General features: G+C 28.1%; 22 protein-coding genes. 4 read left to right on the forward strand and 18 right to left on the reverse strand.

From position 1 onward, the window contains the following. Nucleotides 1-18: 18 nt before the first annotated feature. From H8S20_RS01910 to H8S20_RS01995, 18 genes are all read right to left on the reverse strand, one after another. Complete coding sequence (locus H8S20_RS01910; protein ID WP_032119635.1) at nt 19-513, reverse strand: Gx transporter family protein; 495 nt, start codon at nt 511-513, stop codon at nt 19-21. Further along, nucleotides 506-853: a NusG domain II-containing protein gene (locus H8S20_RS01915; protein ID WP_032119636.1), complete on the reverse strand. Its 348-nt coding sequence runs from the start codon at nt 851-853 to the stop codon at nt 506-508. Before H8S20_RS01915 ends, H8S20_RS01910 begins: the two co-directional genes overlap by 8 nt. 26 nt (nt 854-879) lie before the next feature. Then, nucleotides 880-1,206, reverse strand: coding sequence for an FMN-binding protein (locus H8S20_RS01920; RefSeq protein ID WP_081921813.1), 327 nt, complete (start codon nt 1,204-1,206; stop codon nt 880-882). 362 nt (nt 1,207-1,568) lie between these two features. Further along, nucleotides 1,569-2,801 (reverse strand): peptidase U32 family protein, encoded by a 1,233-nt coding sequence (locus H8S20_RS01925; RefSeq protein ID WP_186859179.1) that lies wholly within the window; start codon nt 2,799-2,801, stop codon nt 1,569-1,571. Nucleotides 2,802-2,998: 197 nt separating this feature from the next. Next, on the reverse strand, nt 2,999-3,865 hold the full coding sequence (locus tag H8S20_RS01930; protein ID WP_186859180.1) for an SDR family oxidoreductase: 867 nt from the start codon (nt 3,863-3,865) through the stop codon (nt 2,999-3,001). Nucleotides 3,866-3,957: 92 nt separating this feature from the next. Further along, a complete protein-coding gene (locus H8S20_RS01935) occupies nt 3,958-4,956 on the reverse strand; it encodes a DUF4003 family protein (RefSeq protein ID WP_186859181.1) in 999 nt (332 codons plus the stop codon). A gap of 297 nt (nt 4,957-5,253) precedes the next feature. Further along, nucleotides 5,254-5,706: a NisI/SpaI family lantibiotic immunity lipoprotein gene (locus tag H8S20_RS01940; RefSeq protein WP_186859182.1), complete on the reverse strand. Its 453-nt coding sequence runs from the start codon at nt 5,704-5,706 to the stop codon at nt 5,254-5,256. A 44-nt stretch (nt 5,707-5,750) separates the two neighbouring features. Further along, the gene (locus H8S20_RS01945; RefSeq protein ID WP_186859183.1) at nt 5,751-7,730 is read right to left on the reverse strand and encodes an ABC transporter permease; all 1,980 of its coding nucleotides are present in this window, start codon (nt 7,728-7,730) and stop codon (nt 5,751-5,753) included. Next, a complete protein-coding gene (locus tag H8S20_RS01950) occupies nt 7,720-8,490 on the reverse strand; it encodes an ABC transporter ATP-binding protein (RefSeq protein WP_186859184.1) in 771 nt (256 codons plus the stop codon). The genes H8S20_RS01945 and H8S20_RS01950 overlap by 11 nt, the downstream gene beginning before the upstream one ends. Nucleotides 8,491-8,695: 205 nt before the next feature. Beyond that, on the reverse strand, nt 8,696-9,133 hold the full coding sequence (locus tag H8S20_RS01955) for a hypothetical protein (protein WP_186859185.1): 438 nt from the start codon (nt 9,131-9,133) through the stop codon (nt 8,696-8,698). Between the two features lie 88 nt (nt 9,134-9,221). Continuing rightward, the gene (locus H8S20_RS01960; protein ID WP_186859186.1) at nt 9,222-10,790 is read right to left on the reverse strand and encodes a putative ABC exporter domain-containing protein; all 1,569 of its coding nucleotides are present in this window, start codon (nt 10,788-10,790) and stop codon (nt 9,222-9,224) included. A gap of 2 nt (nt 10,791-10,792) precedes the next feature. Next, nucleotides 10,793-11,497, reverse strand: a complete 705-nt coding sequence (locus H8S20_RS01965; RefSeq protein ID WP_032119646.1) for an ABC transporter ATP-binding protein — start codon at nt 11,495-11,497, stop codon at nt 10,793-10,795. A gap of 61 nt (nt 11,498-11,558) precedes the next feature. Then, nucleotides 11,559-11,822 carry a hypothetical protein gene (locus H8S20_RS01970; protein ID WP_032119647.1) on the reverse strand — a complete coding sequence of 88 codons (264 nt, stop codon included), beginning with the start codon at nt 11,820-11,822 and terminating at the stop codon, nt 11,559-11,561. An 18-nt stretch (nt 11,823-11,840) separates the two neighbouring features. Next, nucleotides 11,841-12,260 (reverse strand): hypothetical protein, encoded by a 420-nt coding sequence (locus H8S20_RS01975; RefSeq protein WP_032119648.1) that lies wholly within the window; start codon nt 12,258-12,260, stop codon nt 11,841-11,843. A 2-nt stretch (nt 12,261-12,262) separates the two neighbouring features. Next, nucleotides 12,263-12,460 (reverse strand): helix-turn-helix transcriptional regulator, encoded by a 198-nt coding sequence (locus tag H8S20_RS01980; protein WP_032119649.1) that lies wholly within the window; start codon nt 12,458-12,460, stop codon nt 12,263-12,265. Nucleotides 12,461-12,735: 275 nt separating this feature from the next. Beyond that, entirely contained in the window at nt 12,736-13,464 is a 729-nt protein-coding gene (locus H8S20_RS01985) for a glycerophosphodiester phosphodiesterase (RefSeq protein WP_186859187.1), read from the reverse strand. A 15-nt stretch (nt 13,465-13,479) separates the two neighbouring features. Then, a complete protein-coding gene (locus tag H8S20_RS01990) occupies nt 13,480-14,490 on the reverse strand; it encodes a sensor histidine kinase (RefSeq protein ID WP_032119651.1) in 1,011 nt (336 codons plus the stop codon). Then, nucleotides 14,487-15,155, reverse strand: coding sequence for a response regulator transcription factor (locus H8S20_RS01995; RefSeq protein WP_032119652.1), 669 nt, complete (start codon nt 15,153-15,155; stop codon nt 14,487-14,489). Before H8S20_RS01995 ends, H8S20_RS01990 begins: the two co-directional genes overlap by 4 nt. A gap of 242 nt (nt 15,156-15,397) precedes the next feature. Here H8S20_RS01995 and H8S20_RS02000 point away from each other — a divergent pair, with 242 nt between their 5' ends. Genes H8S20_RS02000 through H8S20_RS02015 form a run of 4 tightly spaced genes read left to right on the forward strand, consistent with a single transcriptional unit; the run spans nt 15,398 to nt 18,843 of the window. Beyond that, nucleotides 15,398-16,171 (forward strand): SDR family oxidoreductase, encoded by a 774-nt coding sequence (locus H8S20_RS02000; RefSeq protein WP_186859188.1) that lies wholly within the window; start codon nt 15,398-15,400, stop codon nt 16,169-16,171. Then, a complete protein-coding gene (locus H8S20_RS02005; RefSeq protein WP_186859189.1) occupies nt 16,143-16,628 on the forward strand; it encodes a hypothetical protein in 486 nt (161 codons plus the stop codon). The genes H8S20_RS02000 and H8S20_RS02005 overlap by 29 nt, the downstream gene beginning before the upstream one ends. A gap of 31 nt (nt 16,629-16,659) precedes the next feature. Beyond that, on the forward strand, nt 16,660-18,228 hold the full coding sequence (locus H8S20_RS02010) for a MutS-related protein (RefSeq protein WP_032119950.1): 1,569 nt from the start codon (nt 16,660-16,662) through the stop codon (nt 18,226-18,228). Between the two features lie 54 nt (nt 18,229-18,282). After that, complete coding sequence (locus H8S20_RS02015) at nt 18,283-18,843, forward strand: AAA family ATPase (protein WP_032119657.1); 561 nt, start codon at nt 18,283-18,285, stop codon at nt 18,841-18,843. Nucleotides 18,844-18,865: the final 22 nt, after the last annotated feature.

Here is an 18,865-nt window from a genome sequence, read left to right on the forward strand (position 1 = left end):
TTAGCTTCTTGTCTTGTACTATGAAAATTTTACTCTAGAGCTTGTTTCTCTAGCTGCGATGCCAACTAATATTCCTGTTGGAATAGCAGTTATAAGTAATATTGGTAATATTGCAGCAAGTGCAACATTATTATATAAGAATGTAATAACTATTATTTGTCCTATATTATGGAATACAGCACTTACAATAGATATTCCTATCATCGATTGCTTTGTGAATTTCTTCATAAATATAATCGCTAAACTACTTAATAGCACTCCACCTGTAGATATCCAAAAGGTACTTGTTAAAAATGTTCCCCTTAATAAAGAACCTAACAATACTCTCATTGAATTAACTAAAATAAGCTCTTTTACATCAAAGAGTTCCATAGTTACTAAAGCAATAATATTGGCAAGTCCTAGCTTTGCCCCATATGGCAACGGTATTGCTATCATACTTTCAAATACCTGTAAGGCTATAGCCATAGATGTAAGCAATGCTAAGTAAATAAGTCTCTTAGTCTTACTCATCAAACTGGCCTTCCATTCCAACCATCACTTCATTAGGCAAGCATAATATAGGTAAGTATCCATCACTTTCTACCCAACCCATTGCTGAACAAACATGGTTTGGACACTCCTCATCGGTAATTCTAAACTTACCATCTTTAACCTCTACTACAAGCTCTCCATAACTACCTTGAATAGTATATCTTCCGTCTACTTTAGGGTCAAGTCTTTCAACAACTGTATTCCCATGTATAACTTCTATAGAAGGGCCTTTTGGTCTCATAACTGTATATCCTATCCAAATTACAAGACTTATCCCTATGATTATTGCAATTAACTTGATGTCTTTTTTACTTAGCATAAACTCACCCTTTGTATTTTATTATACTATTTAGATTCTAAAGCAGATTTTACAGCATCAATAATTGCAGTTGATGTTACTGTAGCTCCTGAAACAACTTCAACATCAGCTGAATTAGCTTCTACTATTTTACCTGGAAGCTCTTCTATAGCCTTAGATCCGATTCCATCAGTTTCGCTATCTCCTTTTGCAGTAACAGCTGTGATTTTATCTCCATCAACTGTAACTTCTACAGTAACTTCTCCACCGAAGCCTTCAGCTTTTCCTGTTAATTTTTCTCCTGATGCTTTACTTCCGCATCCTACTAATAATGTTGCTGCTAATAATGTAGCTGCTATAACTCTTAATTTCATAATTGAGTCCATCCCTTCCACTTATATTTACCTTATTATTATTAATGTAAAGTTAATTTATTGTCAATGTTTTTTTAATTAAAGAAATTTATGAATTTATTTTCTAATAAAATTCACAATTAATTCAAACAAGCTATAGCCTTATTTCACTGTAAATCTCTATAAATAATCTAACTATTTCTTACAATTGTAGAATTAAATTAATAAATTCTGCAAAAATCTCCAATCAAATCGACAATTTACAATAAATTTTTTACACATAATACTTTAACATATTTCATTTCAACTTTCAAATATGTGTATAATTTGTTAATATTATTTTAAATTTAAAAAGAGCTAACGTTTTCGTTAGCTCTTTCTTATTAAATTAACTCTTTTCTTATAAAACTATTTCTCTCTAAAGCAAAAGGTACTTTAACCTTGCATATCATACCAGGATGTGGACATCCCTCTATTAATTCACCATCTTCTCTATATAATTCATCAACAGTAAAAGGCTCCCCGGTAATTTCTGGTGATAATATTTCTACAATATCACCTTTCACAAATTTATTTCTTTGTCTACAAGTAGCTAAGCCTGTTTCTTTATCATAGTCTAATACAAGAGCAACTACATCATATTCTCTGACGTGATTATTTGTATCATATATTAAACCTTCTTCCATAGGCTCATTAAAGAAGAATCCTGTATGATATCTTCTGTGTGCAACTTTATACATTTCATCTAATAAATACTTAGGTAGCTTATAATTTTCTGGATCTGCATAATATAAATCGATAGCTTTTCTATAAGCATTTACAACTATTGCTACATAATATTCACTTTTATTTCTTCCTTCAATTTTTAATGAAGATATTCCTGCTTGCATAAGTTCTGGAATATGCTCTATCATACATAAATCCTTTGAATTCATTATATATGTACCATATTGGTCCTCTTCAATTGGAAAATATTCATTTGGTCTTTTTTCCTCAACTAAAGAGTATTTCCATCTACAACTTTGTGCACATGCTCCTCTATTAGAATCTCTTCCAGCCATATAACTTGAAAGCAAGCATCTTCCTGAGTATGATATACACATTGCGCCGTGAACAAATACTTCTAGCTCTAAGTCTTCTGGAATATTTTCACGTACTTCAATTATATCTTTTAATGAGCATTCTCTCCCTAATACCACTCTTTCCGCACCCATTTTGTGCCACATGTTACATGCTTCATAATTCACAGTATTAGCTTGTGTACTTATATGTATAGGTAATTTAGTATATTTTTGAACTAAAGAAAATACTCCAAGGTCAGATACTAAAACTGCATCTATTCCTACTTCTTCTAATTTCTTTAAATGTTCAGCAAGCTTTTCTAGATCTGAGTTTCTTGGCATTATATTTACTGTACAGTACATTTTCTTCCCATACTCTTTTGCTATCTTAACACCTTCTGCCATCTCTTCATAAGAGAAGTTTTGAGCTGCAGCTCTTAATGAAAATGATTGTCCTCCAAAATAAACTGCATCAGCACCATATTGAAATGCTATTTTTAATTTTTCTAAACTCCCAGCAGGAGCTAATAATTCAGGTTTCTTATACTTAGTCATCTTCTATCTTCCTCTGTTTTTAATATTTATGAATTTATTATTACTCATTTATTAATATTAAACAATAGTTTTTTAAGCCTAAGTAAATTCTTTTCACCTTTACGAAGAAAACTTTTCATTTTAACTCAGTGACTTTTCCCTATTCACATAGTGAATATTTATCCCTAACCGTAGGTTACTTTTCACCCTAGCTTCAGCTAACTATTAACAATCTCTCCTCCATTTACATGAATAGTTTGCCCTGTAATATATGATGCATTATCAGAAGCTAAAAACACATAAGCTCCTGCACATTCTACTGGCTGACCTGCTCTTCCCATGGCAACATTTTGACCAAAGCTAGCTACTTCAGTCTTAGTAAACGATGCTGGTATAAGTGGTGTCCATATAGGCCCTGGAGCAACTTCATTTACTCTTATATTCTTCTTTGCTTTTGCTAATTCTGTTGAAAGTGACCTTGTAAGAGCTGTAATAGCTCCTTTTGTCATTGAATAGTCAACAAGCTTTTCATTTCCTTTAAAAGCTACTACTGAAGCTGTATTTATTATACATGCTCCTGAAGTCATATGTTTTAATACTTCCCTTGTCATATAAAAAGTTCCATATATATTAGTTTTCATAGTTTTATCAAACTGCTCATCTGTTATATCTTTAAAGTCTTTATCTTCATATTGAACTGCTGCATTATTTACTAATATATCGATTTTTCCATATTCCTTAATTGTTACATCTACAACATTTTTACAAAATGCTACATTACCTATATCTCCAGCGATTATTGTACACCTTCTACCATTCTCCTCAACTAATCTCTTAGTTTCTTCTGCATCTCTATGTTCATTAAAATATACAATAACTATATCTGCACCTTGTTTTGAATAAGCTATTGATACTGCCTTTCCTATTCCACTATCTCCACCTGTAATTATTGCTACTTTACCACTTAAAGTATCACCTTTTTTATTATATTTGGGATCATCGAAAATAGGTCTTGGATTCATCTCACACTCAAAGCCTGGTTGGTGATTTTGTTCCTGCATAGGAAAAGATTTTGGGAATTCCATATTTATACCTCCTTAACTTCTTAATAGTCATAAATAGTATTTCCCAAAATCCTTTATTTAAATTTTTTATATTCTATATCTATATATAATCTTTATGATGATGAAGCAGCAGATGATGCTGCAGCCGCTGCAGCTGCTGATGAAACTAAAACTGCTGTTTGCATAGCTATAGCTACAGTTAATGCAATATTATTAGTATTACTTATTATATTATCTTTCAACTCATTATCTATAGTTTCTAAGTAATCTAAAGAAACTAATGTCGCAGAAATCATATTTCTAAAATTACTTCCCAAAGCAAAGTTACCGAATCCTTTTTCCTTCTTTAAAGCCATACTTACATCTGCAATATTCGTAGCAAAAGCTTCTTTGTTATCAGCTAAAAAAGTTATTATTCCAAGCATTGGTATAAAGTAATCTTTTAAATGAACCTTCCTCTCTTTCATAATTGAGTTCATTGTTAATACTTCATCACACTTTTGTATTGAAGGTAAATTAATTAAAGATAAAATATGTGATAAAGATTGAATATTATTACTATAAGCAATTCTATTGTCCTTTAAATACTGATAGCTTTCTTCTATCTCGTTAAATGTTTCTTCTAAATCATTTGAAGTTGTAGCTATTATTGCTGCATTTGCAATATCTTCTTGACCTGTTAAAAATCTATGATGCTTTTTCATATAGTCATATGCAACTCTAGTATTTCTTACTGCATCATCAACATTAACTCTATACCTTGCATTAAATATCACCTGTGCTGCCATTACTAGATATTCACTGCTAAAAAAGTTATCATTTAATTTATTATAAATAGATATAATCTCATTCAAGCTCTCTTCCATATTATCTTCAAAAGAAATCGTAATAGCTGTCGTTAACTTATTAATCCCTCTAAAATTTGAAAACATAGAAGTGTTTTTCTTAATTATATCTAATGCTAAATTAATCCTATCTGTATGTACTATTTGGTTTTTCATTGTACAAGTTAATGCACTGCTCTTTATTTGAAATCCATACATCCCCCATGAACCTTTAACATCCTCTAAAGCTCTATTATTCTCTAAAAACAAATTAATTTTCTCATTCATATTTTCCACCCCTTAAATTTCCTTACCGTTATTATAAGTTAATCTGTACCATATTTCAATATATCTTTTACCACTTATCTAATTATTTTAATTTCTCTACTCTGAATTACTTTAGTCTATAAAAGCCACTAAATTAAATTTTTCTTTTTTAGTTTTTGTTTACTGGATAGATAACTTATCTATATTCAGAAAACTTTTAATATATTTGGTTTTATTCGAAAGTTTTGTATTGAAATAGTCAAGGTTAAATTTTTAACCTTGACTACTGATTTGTACTGATGCTTTTTAAATCCAACCTTATCTCTTTTCTAATTTGCATTTATAATACAGATTATTAATATTAATTGCTATCTCTTCATTTTGATTCATATCTTTTACTTCATGAATCCATCCAAAAGTTAATTTGTATTTAGCTTCTTTTTTCTTACTTCCACCCACATCTACTTTCAGCAATTCATCTTTTGAAAGTTCAACTTTATTTTCATCAATGGTGCAACTATAATTCACTTTACCTATAGGTTCACCAATTGAATCAATATCTACCTCTTCACCTATAATTAAATATCTATCATTACCATAAGATATATTATCATATTTTTCTGTATCTAAATTATATTGTGGTAATTTACTTTCTATAGCTATATTTTCTATAGCAGTATCTTTCATTTGCTTAAACTTACTACATCCACTTAAAGTTCCTAGAATCACAATTCCAATCAGTAATAAAGTAATTTTTTTATTATAACTCATTTTTATAAACCTCTTACAATCTAATTATTAATAAAAACATTTTACTACCTTTCTTTAATTATCTTCTTCGCACCATTATAGGTTGCTATAAAATATCCACCATATATTAATATAACAGCTATCATAGTATATAAAATGTATTTAAGCATATTGGCATTTCCAAATATAGAAACTATATCACCTGATATTTTTAATCCAACTATAGCGTGTACTATTGCAAGTGATAGAGGTACCATAAAGTAAATTCCTATTTGATAAAATAATGATCTTTTTATCATTTCATCATCTACCCCTATTTTCTTCAATAATTCATACCTATAATTATTATCCGCTGATTCACATAATTGCTGCAACGCAAGAACTGCTGCTGATGTAATTAAGAATACTATTCCTATATAAATAGCTAAATATGATATCATTGCTCCTAAACCGATAGAGTTGTCTCTTAGCTCATTTTTAGTCATTCCATAAACAGGGATTTTCCCCTCTCTATCAACTGATCTTAGATTATTATTTATAAAGTTTTCTGCCTCATCTTCACTGCAATTAAATTTAATATTTAAATTTGTCATTGAAACTTCTAATCCATTAACTAAGCTATCATTTACTACAAATGTACATAAATTATTTTTCATTGTTGAATTATACGTAGTTACTTCCATAACTTCATAGTTAGCAGGCTTTAATTCATTTCCATTTACAATTACATTTGTTTCTCTATCCATAGCTTCTTGAATATACTTTATTAAATCTGGTATATCTCCAAAAGCATAATATTCATTTTCTTCTAAAGCTATCTCTTCTTTACCTAACATTCCCATAACTGAATTAAAATCACTTAACTTTATTGCTTTGATTTTATCATCTACAAAAATAGGATAATTATTTTTATTTTTTTCCATAGCTTCTTGAGAAATAAACTTACTATAATTAGCTTCTGTATTATAGTTTGTATATTGAGACTTTTCCTCTATTATAGGGTCAAGACCACCATATTGTTCATTTATAACTCCTATTATATCATCTGTATCATAACTCCAAAAACTAGCATCAAACTGAGTTAAATCGTCTAAATCTATATTCATTGCTTTAGTAATTCCAAGCCCTCCTGAAAATGTACATATAGCCACAAATAGCATTAAACATATAAAACTCATAGAAATAAAAGTTGTATTAATCTTGCTGTTTATTTGTCTTAAAACAAACATATTTAAATCCTTTAAATAATGCTTTTTGTTTGCTTGTAAAATTTTCAGTAAAAATCCTGATAATGAAAAGAAAAATAAAAATGTCCCTACAAATCCAAGTATTATTGGAACTATATTAAATACTACAGCCACCCCAGCTTTTAATACCATATAATAAGCAATTCCTATCATAGTGATACTAATTAAAAATACTACTACTGATATCCATATATTCTTTACTTTTAAATTTTCATTTTTTCTTGCTCCATTTAACAAATCTATTAATTGTACTTTTCTAACAGCATATGAGTTAAATATAAGTACAACTAAGTAAATAAGTCCAAAACATATAATAGTTCTAATAAATGCATCCTTTGAAAATATAAAAGTAAACTTTGTAATATCTGTTTTAAATAACTTCGCTGTAAAAACCGATATACCTTGTGATAATAAAACTCCACATACCAAGCCTATACCTAAAGATATTACCCCTATTAACATAGTCTCAACAAATATTATTCTTGAAAGACTTTTATTTTCCATACCTAAAGTCATATATATTCCAAATTCTTTTTTTCTTCTTTTTATCAAATAATTATTTGCATAAACTATTAAAAAACCAAGAATAAAAGAGATAAATACTGATGCTATACCTATTACAGAATTGGTAAGTTCAAAAGCATTAGCTTGTAGTTCACTTAACTCCATCATTACACCTTGTGATTTAATAGAATTAAATGTATAAAATACACAAACACCAAATACTAATGTTAGAAAATATATTGTATAATCCTTTAAGCTCTTTTTTATATTTTTAGCTGCCAATTTAAAATACATCTCTTTGGTCACCTCCAAGAAGAGTTACAACTTCAATTATCTTATTGAAAAACTCCTTCCTTGAATCATTTCCACGAATTAGCTCATTGAATATTTTTCCATCTTTTATAAATAGAATTCTACTAGCATAGCTAGCTGTAAAGGCATCATGAGTTACCATCATAATAGTTGCCCCTAGTTCTTTATTTAAATGTTCTAGACTTTCAAGCAACATCTTTGCTGACTTAGAATCTAAAGCTCCTGTTGGTTCATCAGCAAGTACTATCTCAGGTTTTGTTATTATAGCTCTAGCTGATGCTACCCTTTGCTTTTGCCCACCTGATATTTCATAAGGATATTTATTTAATACGTCTGAAATATTAAGTTTATCTGCAACTTCTTTAACTCTCTTGTCTATTTCTTTATGATTTAACCTTTGAATAGTTAACGCTAATGCTATATTTTCATAAGAAGTTAATGTATCTAAAAGATTAAAGTCTTGAAATATAAATCCTAACTTCTCTCTTCTAAACTTAGCAATATTTTTAGAATCTAACTGTGTAATATCTTTATCAGCTATCTTTATATGACCACTAGTTACTCTATCTATAGTAGATATACAATTTAAAAGCGTTGTCTTACCACTTCCTGAAGGTCCCATTACACCAATAAATTCTCCATTTTCAACTGTAAAACTTATATTATCAATTGCTTTAGTTATATTACCTCTTTTTCCATAATATTTTTCTATATTTTCTACCTTTAAAACTTCTCTGTTCATCTTTACCTCCAATATATGATTTAGTCCATATATAAATCATACATTCCTAAAAAGTTTCTAACCATAGAACAATATAACACTAACCTTACATTTTTGTTATATTCAAATTATAATAAATAAGATATTTCAAATTTAATGAATTACACTAAAAAATAAAGATGTTATATATGGTTTTATTATAAGGCCATATATAACATCTTTTACTTTAATATTTCTTTGAAAGATTCATATAAATTAAAAATCTTATCCCTTCCTTTACAAAATGAAATATCATAAGCCCAATACCTAATTCATCAAACCCAGTAAATAACAATATTAAACTTACCGGAACTTCAATAATATTAAAAATATTATATACTTTTGAGTTTGTTTTATCTTTTAAATAAATATTTCTTTCATCCGTATCATATATTTCAAATGCTTCTTTAGATTTTGGATTATACTTAATTTCTCTGTACTTTAGATAAGATATTAAAACAACAAATATAAACCCTGCACCAAGTACTATTGATATAGGCATTATAGCTTTAGTAACACCTTCTGATATATTAGGAAATAAACCTTGTTTATATAGTATCAATGCTACAGCACATACGCCAAAAAATATAATGCTTTCAAATATGGTATTCTTTAAAGATTTCATACGTTCTCTCCTCTAATATTGTCTATATCTCAAAAATAAAAACATCTTCAATAATATAATTAAATATTTTTTTAATTTTACTTGTTTCTTAATTGTTCTGTTCTAAGCTATGAAGCACATTTCTGCACAATCCAATAATCACTAATGATATAAACACATTCCACACTAATGTAATTAAAAGTGCATATATATCCCATCCAAAAGCAAATCCCATAACAACTGCTCCTATTATTCCGGGAAGGGCAACTAAGATTATTACAATTAAATTTAGAAACATAAGTATTCCCTTACTTGCAACTTTTCCAATAACTCTTTCAGCTAATACATCTGCTGCAATAAATACTAATCCAAATCCAACTCTCGCAGCTATGCAAATCATAATATCTATTGGACTTGCTTTTGCTATTATTCCTACTATAACAAAAATTATAATTCCATCTGTAAAAGATTTTAATATTCCCTCACTTGTAGAGGCTATAAGCTTTTTAAATGGACTTTGTGGAAACATATAAATATAATGCATAGTCAATTCTCTTGTCCATCTTCCAGCTAGACTCATAAATAACTGCATATAAGTGGATATTGCAAAGGCTACAATAATACCCCCACTCCCCTTAACCAATAAAGTAAATATACCTACCATAATTAATTGAATAAATATACTATTATCGAAGATAAGTTTACCCGCTCTTCTATTTTCAAGCATATGCTTAAAGAAAAATACCCAAGCACCTTTTCCATGATTTATTCCAGTTTCCTTAAGTTTTATTTTTTTATTATATGAAACCTCCGCCATTTTTCCATTTTTCACATCTTCAATTCTACTATATATAGTTTCAGTAACGCCTAAAACATCTTCATAATAATTATTATCACTTTGTATCATAACTGTAACTATTAGAATACTTCCAATAACCGTCATAATAAAATAGGTAAACAATCCATCCATATTGCCAATAACTGCACCAAAGGTTAAAGCTTTAATCCACCCTACAAAAGGAATCCACTGATTAAACTTACCATTTAATCCGTCTACAACGCCCTGAATTATACCTTTACCATTACTAATATTAGATAAAACTGTCAGGATTACTGGTAGTATACAAAGGTATACTACTAACCTTGCGAGCTTCTTTTTCTTTTCATCTCCACTAGTTACAGCATATACAGCCATTGCTATAACACTTCCAATAAACGTCATCATAAAATATCCAAGAAAAATTATTAATACTCCTTTTAATCCAACACCATAAAAACTCTTTAGCGTTCCTGCCTGAAATAATATTAAAAATGAAAACAAAAGTGACATTCCCATCTGACGAACTAATCCATAAGCTAGAATTTTCTTAGGTGATGTAGGCGATACAAATAGTAAATTTACATCAGACATTTTAAATAAAGTTGTACCTGCTGATATTCCTTGAAAAATCTGATTTACAAAGAAAAACATGAATATGGCAAATATTATAGCTCCTAACTCATCTATAGGTCTTACAGAACTAGCAATCTCATTTGATCCTTGCATTACAGATGATACCATTACCATAACCATTAATCCAATAAACACTAAATAAGATATAAGCCTTCCTGGATGTCTCTTTAAATCCTTAATTTGATTTTTGAATGTTGTTATCCAAAGATATAATATTCCATTCACAATTACTCACCCTTTCCTTCTGTTATACTAAAGAACAGTTCTTCAAGGCTTTTATTTGAGTTCTCACTTTCCTCTTTATATTTTGTAGCTACAATTTTCCCTTTCATCATTATATGTGCTACATCCCAATAATCCTCTACGCTATCTATCATATGAGTACTTATTACCATAGATACTCCTTGAGATTTTAGCTCCATTATTGTCTCCCTTAAACTTTTTATAGCATGAGGATCTAAGCCAACTAAAGGTTCATCAAAAATTATTACCTTCGGTTTTGGAAGCAATGCACAACAAATACTTACCTTCTGCTGCATCCCTTTTGATAGCTCTTTTCCAAATTTAGTTCTCTTATCATCAAGTTCAAATCTCTTTAATAGCTCTTCTCCATATTCCTTCCAATCATTTAGATTATATCCTCTAGCAATAAACTCAAGATGCTCTTCTACTGTAAGCATATCATAAAGCACTGGCATTTCTGGAACATATCCAATCTTTGCCTTAGCCTTCAATTCTCTATTTTGAATTCCATCTATAGATATTTTACCTTCAAATCTCAAAAGCCCACAAATACACTTTATTATAGTAGATTTACCGGCTCCATTTGGCCCTAAAAGCACTGTTATTTCTCCATCATTAACCTGAAAGTTTATATCACTATTAGCCACAACTTTACCATATTTTTTACTTACATTACTTACCTCTAACATAATTTCACCATTCCTTTTACAAAAGTAATTCATTTTTCATTTCTATTCTCTAAACAACTAATCATGATATTTTGTTATAATAATATGAGTATATTATTGTTAGTATAAATTTAATAATAATTATAATTGATATAAGAAATAGCGCTGTCATATTCTTCATGGCTAATCCAGTAACAAATAATAAAATCACAAATATCCAATTCATAATCTTCGAAACAGAGCAAGCAACTTTTTCATTAATTTGTATAAATCTTTCATCTTGCATAAAGATCTTTTGTTCTTTTAATGATTTAGATAATAAACTATCACCTTTGACATTTTTCATAATAATTCAACCTTTCATTTAATACTTCTTTCCGTTAATTGTTCCAACTATCATCCATGTAACCATTTTTGCAAGTAATAAAAATGATAAAACTAATGTAATTGCTCTATATCCTAAAAAACTTGTAATTATAACTAATGCACATTCAATCCAAATAAAAATTGAATATACCATACTATTATTTTTCTCTCTAAGAAATACTGTTCTTTCTTCATTCTTTATAATTTCAATTTCTTTACACTTTTCAGGTTTTTTCATTAATGATATACATTGAATTGTATTAATTAAGCCCGCTGCTCCTGCTCCACATCCAAGGCCAAAGAATATTGGATTAGCACTTTGCCCTCTTCCCTCAATAACAAATCCAGTTATAAGTAAAGCAACACCTATTACTAACATAATCACACTAAACACTAAATTTTTCTTAATATAATTCATAATTACTCCTCCTCAAATATAAATACTTTTTCAATTGTGCTATCAAATATAACTGCTATTTTATGTGCTAAATATATCGATGGATTATATTTACCATTCTCTAATGAAATAATTGTCTGTCTACTAACTCCACAAGAAGTAGCAAGTTCTTCTTGTGTCATATTATTTTGCTTTCGTAAATCTTTAATAATGTTATTCATACTCGTTCCTCCAAAGTATAGTTTACTTTACATTTTAAATTATAGAATTTCCATCTCTCTTTTATTACTTTACTAATGTAAAATACACTTTACATCTAAAAGTATAGTTAGCTTTACATTCAGAGTCAATACTTTCCATAAATAAAGTTAAACTAACTTTACATTTTCATCTGTAATTTATAAAATTTTAAAAATAAAAAGCCATCCATAATTACTTATGTACGGCTTTTCATTTTTTTATTGTAGTATATTATTTCTATTTTGTACAAGCCAATCTACTCATTAACTTCTGTCATAATTTCATTTAACAAATCTGGATAATCTGTAAATAAGCCATCTACACCTGCATTTATAAGAATTCTCATATGAATAGGACTATTAACAGTATAAATGTTTACTTTTATATCCTTTTCTTTAGCTTCTTTAATCAATTCTTCTGATACTAATCTAATATCTGGATGAATAGCTGTTGCTCCAAAAGCTTTAGCATAATTAACTACATCTTCTATTTCTTTTTCATATAGTAACCCTGTTTCAAAAGTATTATCAATTTCTATAACTTTTCTTATTGATTCATGATTAAAGCTAGATAATATTACCTGCTCCTTTAATCCATATTTATTTACTAAATCTATAACATCTTTTTCTATGTTATCATATTGAATTATATCTGTTTTTAGCTCTATATTTAACTTTACATTTGGATCTTTTATAATATCTAAAATCTCTTCTAAAGTAGGAATTTTACACTCTAAATTATCATGAAAAACTGTGTTTCTTGGTTTAAATTCTTTTAATTGCCTTAAGGTATAATCTTTCACTAAACCTTTCCCTTTAAACGTACGCTCAATATCTTCATCATGAATAACAACTAGTTTATTATCTTTAGTCTTATGAACATCTAATTCTACACCTGATGCCCCTGCCTTAATTCCTTCTTTTATTGATAATATAGTATTTTCCGGATAATACTTACTTGCACCTCTATGAGCAAAATTAATCATACTAATTCTCCTTTTTTAAAATTTCATTAAATTATTTATAGGGAAAATAATTGAAACCTTAGTTCCAATACCTTCTTTAGATCCTAATTTAATTCCTAATCCAAGCTTGCCACAAAGCTTTTTACATAAATATAATCCTATTCCTGTAGACTTTCCAAATATTCTTCCATTTTGTCCTGTATATCCTTTATCAAAAGCCTTAACTATATCCTTTTCATCCATGCCAATCCCATTATCACATATATTTAAAATTACATCTTCATTAACTTTATCGCAATAAATCTTAAGCTCACTATTTTTTTTATTCATGTATTTAATAGAATTACTAATTATCTGATTTAATATAAACTCCATCCATTTACTATCACAATAAACTTTTTTATCTACATCATAAATATTTATTTTTATTTGTTTAGCAATCAAAGTATTAGCATTTTTTCTTATAATATTATTTATAGAATCACTTAAATTAATCTCTTTAATAATATAATCTTTTTCTAAAGTATTGCTCCTTGTATAATAAAGCGACTGTTCTATATAATCCTGAACTCTTTCTAACTCTTCCCCAATACTTCTAGTAACCTCTGAATTATTATTTTCAATAAGCAACTTACAAGTTGCTATTGGTGTTTTTATCTCATGAACCCACATTTCTATGTACTCTCTATACTCATCAATATTAAGCTTATATTTAGCTATTTCATCATTCATTGATTTATTAGCTTCACTTATAATATTATGAATAATCTTACCCTCAATAAAATCACTTTCAGCCACTATTTCAGAAACTAAATACTTCTTATCTAATGAGTATAAATCTTTTTCTATCTCACCATAGTATTTCTTTTTCTTAAAAAATTCATAAAAGTGAAAGATTAATATACCAACTAAGTTAATTATAAAAATAAATACTATAGCATAACTGTCTACTTTTAAAGCTACTAAAAGTACTGATGTAAAAATAAGTATTACTATATTTATGACTATAAAGGCAATTCTCTCTTTAAAAAAATCTATTATATTCATAGCAATATATATCCTTGACCTCTCTTAGTTTGTAAATATCCTTCAGCTCCTATTTCTTCTAACTTCTTTCTTAATCTATTTATATTTACAGTAAGAGTATTATCATCTACAAACTCATTCGACTGCCAAAGGCTTTTCATTATATCATCTCTTGAAACTATTTTTTCTTTATTTTTAATAAGAGTATACAATATCTTACTTTCGTTTTTAGTTAACTCAATTGTACTTCCTTCATATTCAGCTTCACTTGTGGATAAGTTATATTTTAAACTTTTAAACTGATAAACTTCACTTTCGCTTTTACTATAACTACGTCTTAAAAGTGATGATATCCTTGCTAAAAGTATTTGAGTATTATAAGGTTTTGTGACAAAATCATCTGCCCCTAAGTTCATACTCATAAGCTCATCTATCTCACTATCCCTACTTGTCACAACCATAATAGGAATATTAGATTGTTTTCTTATTTCTCTACAAATATAATATCCATCATAATAAGGAAGATTTATGTCTAAAAGCACTAAACTAGGATCAGCTTTTAAAATATCTTCAACAATATTTTTAAAATCCTTAGAAAACTCCGTTTCATATCCATATCTATTTAACAGAGTAATCAATTCTTCTCTTATTTTATCTTCGTCCTCTACTATAAAAACTTTATTCATCTATTCCTCCAGAAAACTATTTATTATTAATTATTCTTTCAAATCTATCTACATAAGTTTGAGCTAAATTACAATCCTCAATATTATCTAATGATGATTCCTTATTATCTTCATAATTATCCATCCGCACCCTCTATCCATTACCATATTATTACACAATGTTACGTTTGTCCATAACTCTACTGTTCCCTTCTTTGTCTTTGATATATAATAATTTATATAATTAATTGGGAGGTATAACTATGAACTTTAAAAATAAAGTATGTGTAATAACTGGCGGCGCTAATGGAATAGGTAGATGTATCGTTGAAGAATTCATAAAGGTTGGAGCAAAAGTTGCTGTTATTGATACCGATAAAAATTCTGGAGATAAGCTTATAAAAAAATTTGGTGACGAAAATCTCTTCTTCTATTATGGAGATATAACAGAAGAAGCTATTCTTAATGATTTTGCTAAGAAAACTATAGAAAAATTTAACAATATAGATTACTTAATAAATAATGCTTGTATAAGTAGAAAAGGTATTTTATCCGATTGTTCCTTTGATGATTTTAACTATGTTTTAAAATTAGGAGTAACTGCACCTTACATGCTAAGTAAATTATTTTTAAATTACTTTAATCCTAAAGCTTCTATAATTAATATTTCTTCTACAAGAGCTTATATGTCTCAAGCCGATACTGAAAGCTATACTGCTGCAAAAGGTGGTATAAGTGCATTAACTCATGGGCTTAGTATAAGTTTAGCTGGAAAAGTTAGAGTAAATTCTATAAGTCCTGGTTGGATTGATACAGGCGCATACCAACACTCTGAAAACTACGAACCTCAATACTCTCTTGGTGATACTTCGCAACATCCTGCAGGACGTATTGGTAATCCTCTTGATATTGCTAGTATGGTTTTATTTTTATGTAGTGATCAAGCTGGATTTATTACTGGAGAAAATATAACTATAGACGGTGGCATGACAAAACAAATGATATATCATGATGATTTCGGATGGAAATATAAATAGCAAAAGTAAATTATATATCTTTTTAGATTACTTACAAAGATATATTTTCTGGCTAGGATTAACTGTATTTGCACATCTTTTAAATAACAAATTGGGAATAAATAATACTCTTAGCATATCTCTAAGCCAATTACTATTAAGTAATATAATCGCTATTAATTTAACCTTTATTTCTAAACTAATTACTAGAGAATCAGTTCTTGTACCTATTTCAGGAAAAAGTAAATTAAGTAGCAAATTTAAATATAATATAAATCAAAGCGTTGGTTTAAATTTATTATGTGGAGTATTTTTAGTAACCCTTATATCTCAACTTATATTAGATAAAGTATTTAATATTGATCCTTATATGTATTTTATTAATCTAAATGATGTTATACTTATAATTATTCCAATTATAATATTAGTTTTATTAGGAATAGCAGTTTATAAAAAGAATTATAATCTAAAATATTGATAGTTTTTGCGGAGGACAAAATATGAAATTAATGGACAAATTATTAGGCTTATACGATTGTATGAAAGTAGATTTTGGTGAAGAAAGAAAGAAAAAGAGATATATTAACAAGATTAGAACTCTATTTGATATATATGAAGAAGATGATTATACAATAGACGATCAAACTTGGGATGATTTCAACATGGATGAAATTTTCATAAAACTAGATAGAACTTATAGTAGTGTTGGGGAAGCTGCATTATATAAAATGCTTAGAAATCCTCTTCACGACAAAAATGAGCTTAATAAAAGATATGAATTTACTGAAACTTTAAGAACTAACACTGATTTAAGAACTAAATTGCAAATGGTTTATTACAACCTTGGGTATGATAAAAAAAATGCTTTATTAGAAATGTTAACTGAGGAATTAGTAGAAAATAAGAGTAAATATTATATCTATACATTCTTAGGTAAATTTTTAACTATATCTAGTGCATTATTAGCTATAATATTCCAAAACCCATATATGCTTTTAGTTACAGCATTCACAATATTTATCAATATGTTTATAAATGATAAAGAAAGAAAGAATGTAAAATCTCAAGGGTTACTTTACTTAAGAAACATAATTATTGCAGCCAAAGAAATAAGAAAAATAGATTACCCTGAAATTAAAGAATATACTGATAAAATAAGTGAACTTCTTAAAGATATGAAAGCTATAGATAATGCAACTAAATCTATTCAATTTGCAAATGCTGGTGGTGGTGCTTTCGAAATCTTAGCTATGCCATTCTTATTAGAAGAAAGTGCATACTATAAAATTGCATCTATACTAAAGGATAAAGAAGATTACATTTTAGATTTATATGAATTATTAGGTGAGCTTGAAAGCTATATTGCAGTAGCATCATATAAAGAAGAAATGAATGGTAAATATACAAAACCTAAATTTACTGATGAAATAAACATAAACATTGTAGATGGTGTACATCCACTTATTAAAGATGCAGTGCCTAACTCTATTACTTTCACTAAAAAAGGTATAGTTCTTACAGGTACTAATATGTCTGGTAAATCAACATTCTTAAGGATGATTGGTCTTAATATGATACTAGCTCAAACATTCAATATTACGTTAACTAAAAAATATGAAGCTTGTTTCTTTAACATAGTTTCTTCTATAAGTCCAAGCGATGATGTTACTTTAGGTAAAAGTTATTATATGGCTGAAGCAGAAGCCCTTCTTAGAATTATAAAAGCATTACATAAAGAATTACCTGTATTCTGTCCTATAGATGAAATATTTAGAGGAACTAACCCTATTGAAAGAATATCTTCTTCTGCTGAAATATTAACTTATATTAATAAAAAGAAGAGTATCTCAATAGTAGCTACTCACGACAGAGAATTAACAGATATACTTAAAGATAATTATGAATTCTTCTACTTTAGCGAAAGAGTTAATAAAGAAGGGTTAAGCTTTGACTATAAACTAAAGAAAGGTGTTTCTAAGACACGTAATGCAATTAAATTATTAGACCATATAGGATATCCTAAGGAAATAATTAAGAAATCTTATGAAAGAGCTGAAACTTTAGAGAAATATATGTAATAAGTTGAATAAAAGTGCGTACTAAGTACGCAAGTGAAAAGGGGTGTTGAGAATATGAAATTAGTAATAATATTTGGTCCTCAAGCAGTAGGTAAAATGACTGTTGGAGAAGAATTATCAGAACAGACTGGATTAAAACTTTTTCACAATCATATGACTATTGATTTAGTTTCAAACTTCTTTGGATATGGTTCTGAATCTGGCCAAAGATTAGTTAAACTTTTTAGGAAAGAAATATTTGAGGAAGTAGCTAAAAGCGATTTGCCAGGTTTAATATTTACTTTTGTCTGGGCCTTTAATGAACAAAGTGATTGGGATTATATTTCTAATGTATGCGATATTTTTAAAAAGCATAATAGTGAAATTTACTTTGTAGAATTAGAAGCAGAGTTTTCTGAAAGATTAGATCGTAACAAAAGTCCTCATCGTCTAGAATGTAAGCCTACTAAGAGGAACTTAGAATGGTCTGAAAAAGAATTAATATCTTCTGCTAAAAAGTATAGACTTAATTCTCTTCCTGGCGAAATAAAAGAAGCTAATTATTTAAGAATTGATAATACATCTTTATCACCTGAAGAAGTAGCAAAAATTATAAATAGCAAATTCAACTTATAAAATTAAAATAAAGAAGAGTACA

The organism is Clostridium hominis, assembly GCF_014287825.1.
GTDB classification, from domain to species: domain Bacteria; phylum Bacillota; class Clostridia; order Clostridiales; family Clostridiaceae; genus Clostridium; species Clostridium hominis.

Coding starts and splice junctions, on each gene's coding strand:
- H8S20_RS01980 (WP_032119649.1), bottom strand. CDS start 12,460: ATGAATAACATTATTAAAGATTTACGAAAGCAAAATAATATGACACAA.
- H8S20_RS01955 (WP_186859185.1), bottom strand. CDS start 9,133: ATGAAATCTTTAAAGAATACCATATTTGAAAGCATTATATTTTTTGGC.
- H8S20_RS01950 (WP_186859184.1), bottom strand. CDS start 8,490: ATGAACAGAGAAGTTTTAAAGGTAGAAAATATAGAAAAATATTATGGA.
- H8S20_RS01970 (WP_032119647.1), bottom strand. CDS start 11,822: ATGAAAAATGTCAAAGGTGATAGTTTATTATCTAAATCATTAAAAGAA.
- H8S20_RS01925 (WP_186859179.1), bottom strand. CDS start 2,801: ATGACTAAGTATAAGAAACCTGAATTATTAGCTCCTGCTGGGAGTTTA.
- H8S20_RS01985 (WP_186859187.1), bottom strand. CDS start 13,464: ATGATTAATTTTGCTCATAGAGGTGCAAGTAAGTATTATCCGGAAAAT.
- H8S20_RS01940 (WP_186859182.1), bottom strand. CDS start 5,706: ATGAGTTATAATAAAAAAATTACTTTATTACTGATTGGAATTGTGATT.
- H8S20_RS01915 (WP_032119636.1), bottom strand. CDS start 853: ATGCTAAGTAAAAAAGACATCAAGTTAATTGCAATAATCATAGGGATA.
- H8S20_RS01935 (WP_186859181.1), bottom strand. CDS start 4,956: ATGAATGAGAAAATTAATTTGTTTTTAGAGAATAATAGAGCTTTAGAG.
- H8S20_RS02005 (WP_186859189.1), top strand. CDS start 16,143: ATGATGATTTCGGATGGAAATATAAATAGCAAAAGTAAATTATATATC.
- H8S20_RS02015 (WP_032119657.1), top strand. CDS start 18,283: ATGAAATTAGTAATAATATTTGGTCCTCAAGCAGTAGGTAAAATGACT.
- H8S20_RS01965 (WP_032119646.1), bottom strand. CDS start 11,497: ATGTTAGAGGTAAGTAATGTAAGTAAAAAATATGGTAAAGTTGTGGCT.
- H8S20_RS01995 (WP_032119652.1), bottom strand. CDS start 15,155: ATGAATAAAGTTTTTATAGTAGAGGACGAAGATAAAATAAGAGAAGAA.
- H8S20_RS02010 (WP_032119950.1), top strand. CDS start 16,660: ATGGACAAATTATTAGGCTTATACGATTGTATGAAAGTAGATTTTGGT.
- H8S20_RS01990 (WP_032119651.1), bottom strand. CDS start 14,490: ATGAATATAATAGATTTTTTTAAAGAGAGAATTGCCTTTATAGTCATA.
- H8S20_RS01910 (WP_032119635.1), bottom strand. CDS start 513: ATGAGTAAGACTAAGAGACTTATTTACTTAGCATTGCTTACATCTATG.
- H8S20_RS01930 (WP_186859180.1), bottom strand. CDS start 3,865: ATGGAATTCCCAAAATCTTTTCCTATGCAGGAACAAAATCACCAACCA.
- H8S20_RS02000 (WP_186859188.1), top strand. CDS start 15,398: ATGAACTTTAAAAATAAAGTATGTGTAATAACTGGCGGCGCTAATGGA.
- H8S20_RS01920 (WP_081921813.1), bottom strand. CDS start 1,206: ATGAAATTAAGAGTTATAGCAGCTACATTATTAGCAGCAACATTATTA.
- H8S20_RS01945 (WP_186859183.1), bottom strand. CDS start 7,730: ATGTATTTTAAATTGGCAGCTAAAAATATAAAAAAGAGCTTAAAGGAT.
- H8S20_RS01975 (WP_032119648.1), bottom strand. CDS start 12,260: ATGAATTATATTAAGAAAAATTTAGTGTTTAGTGTGATTATGTTAGTA.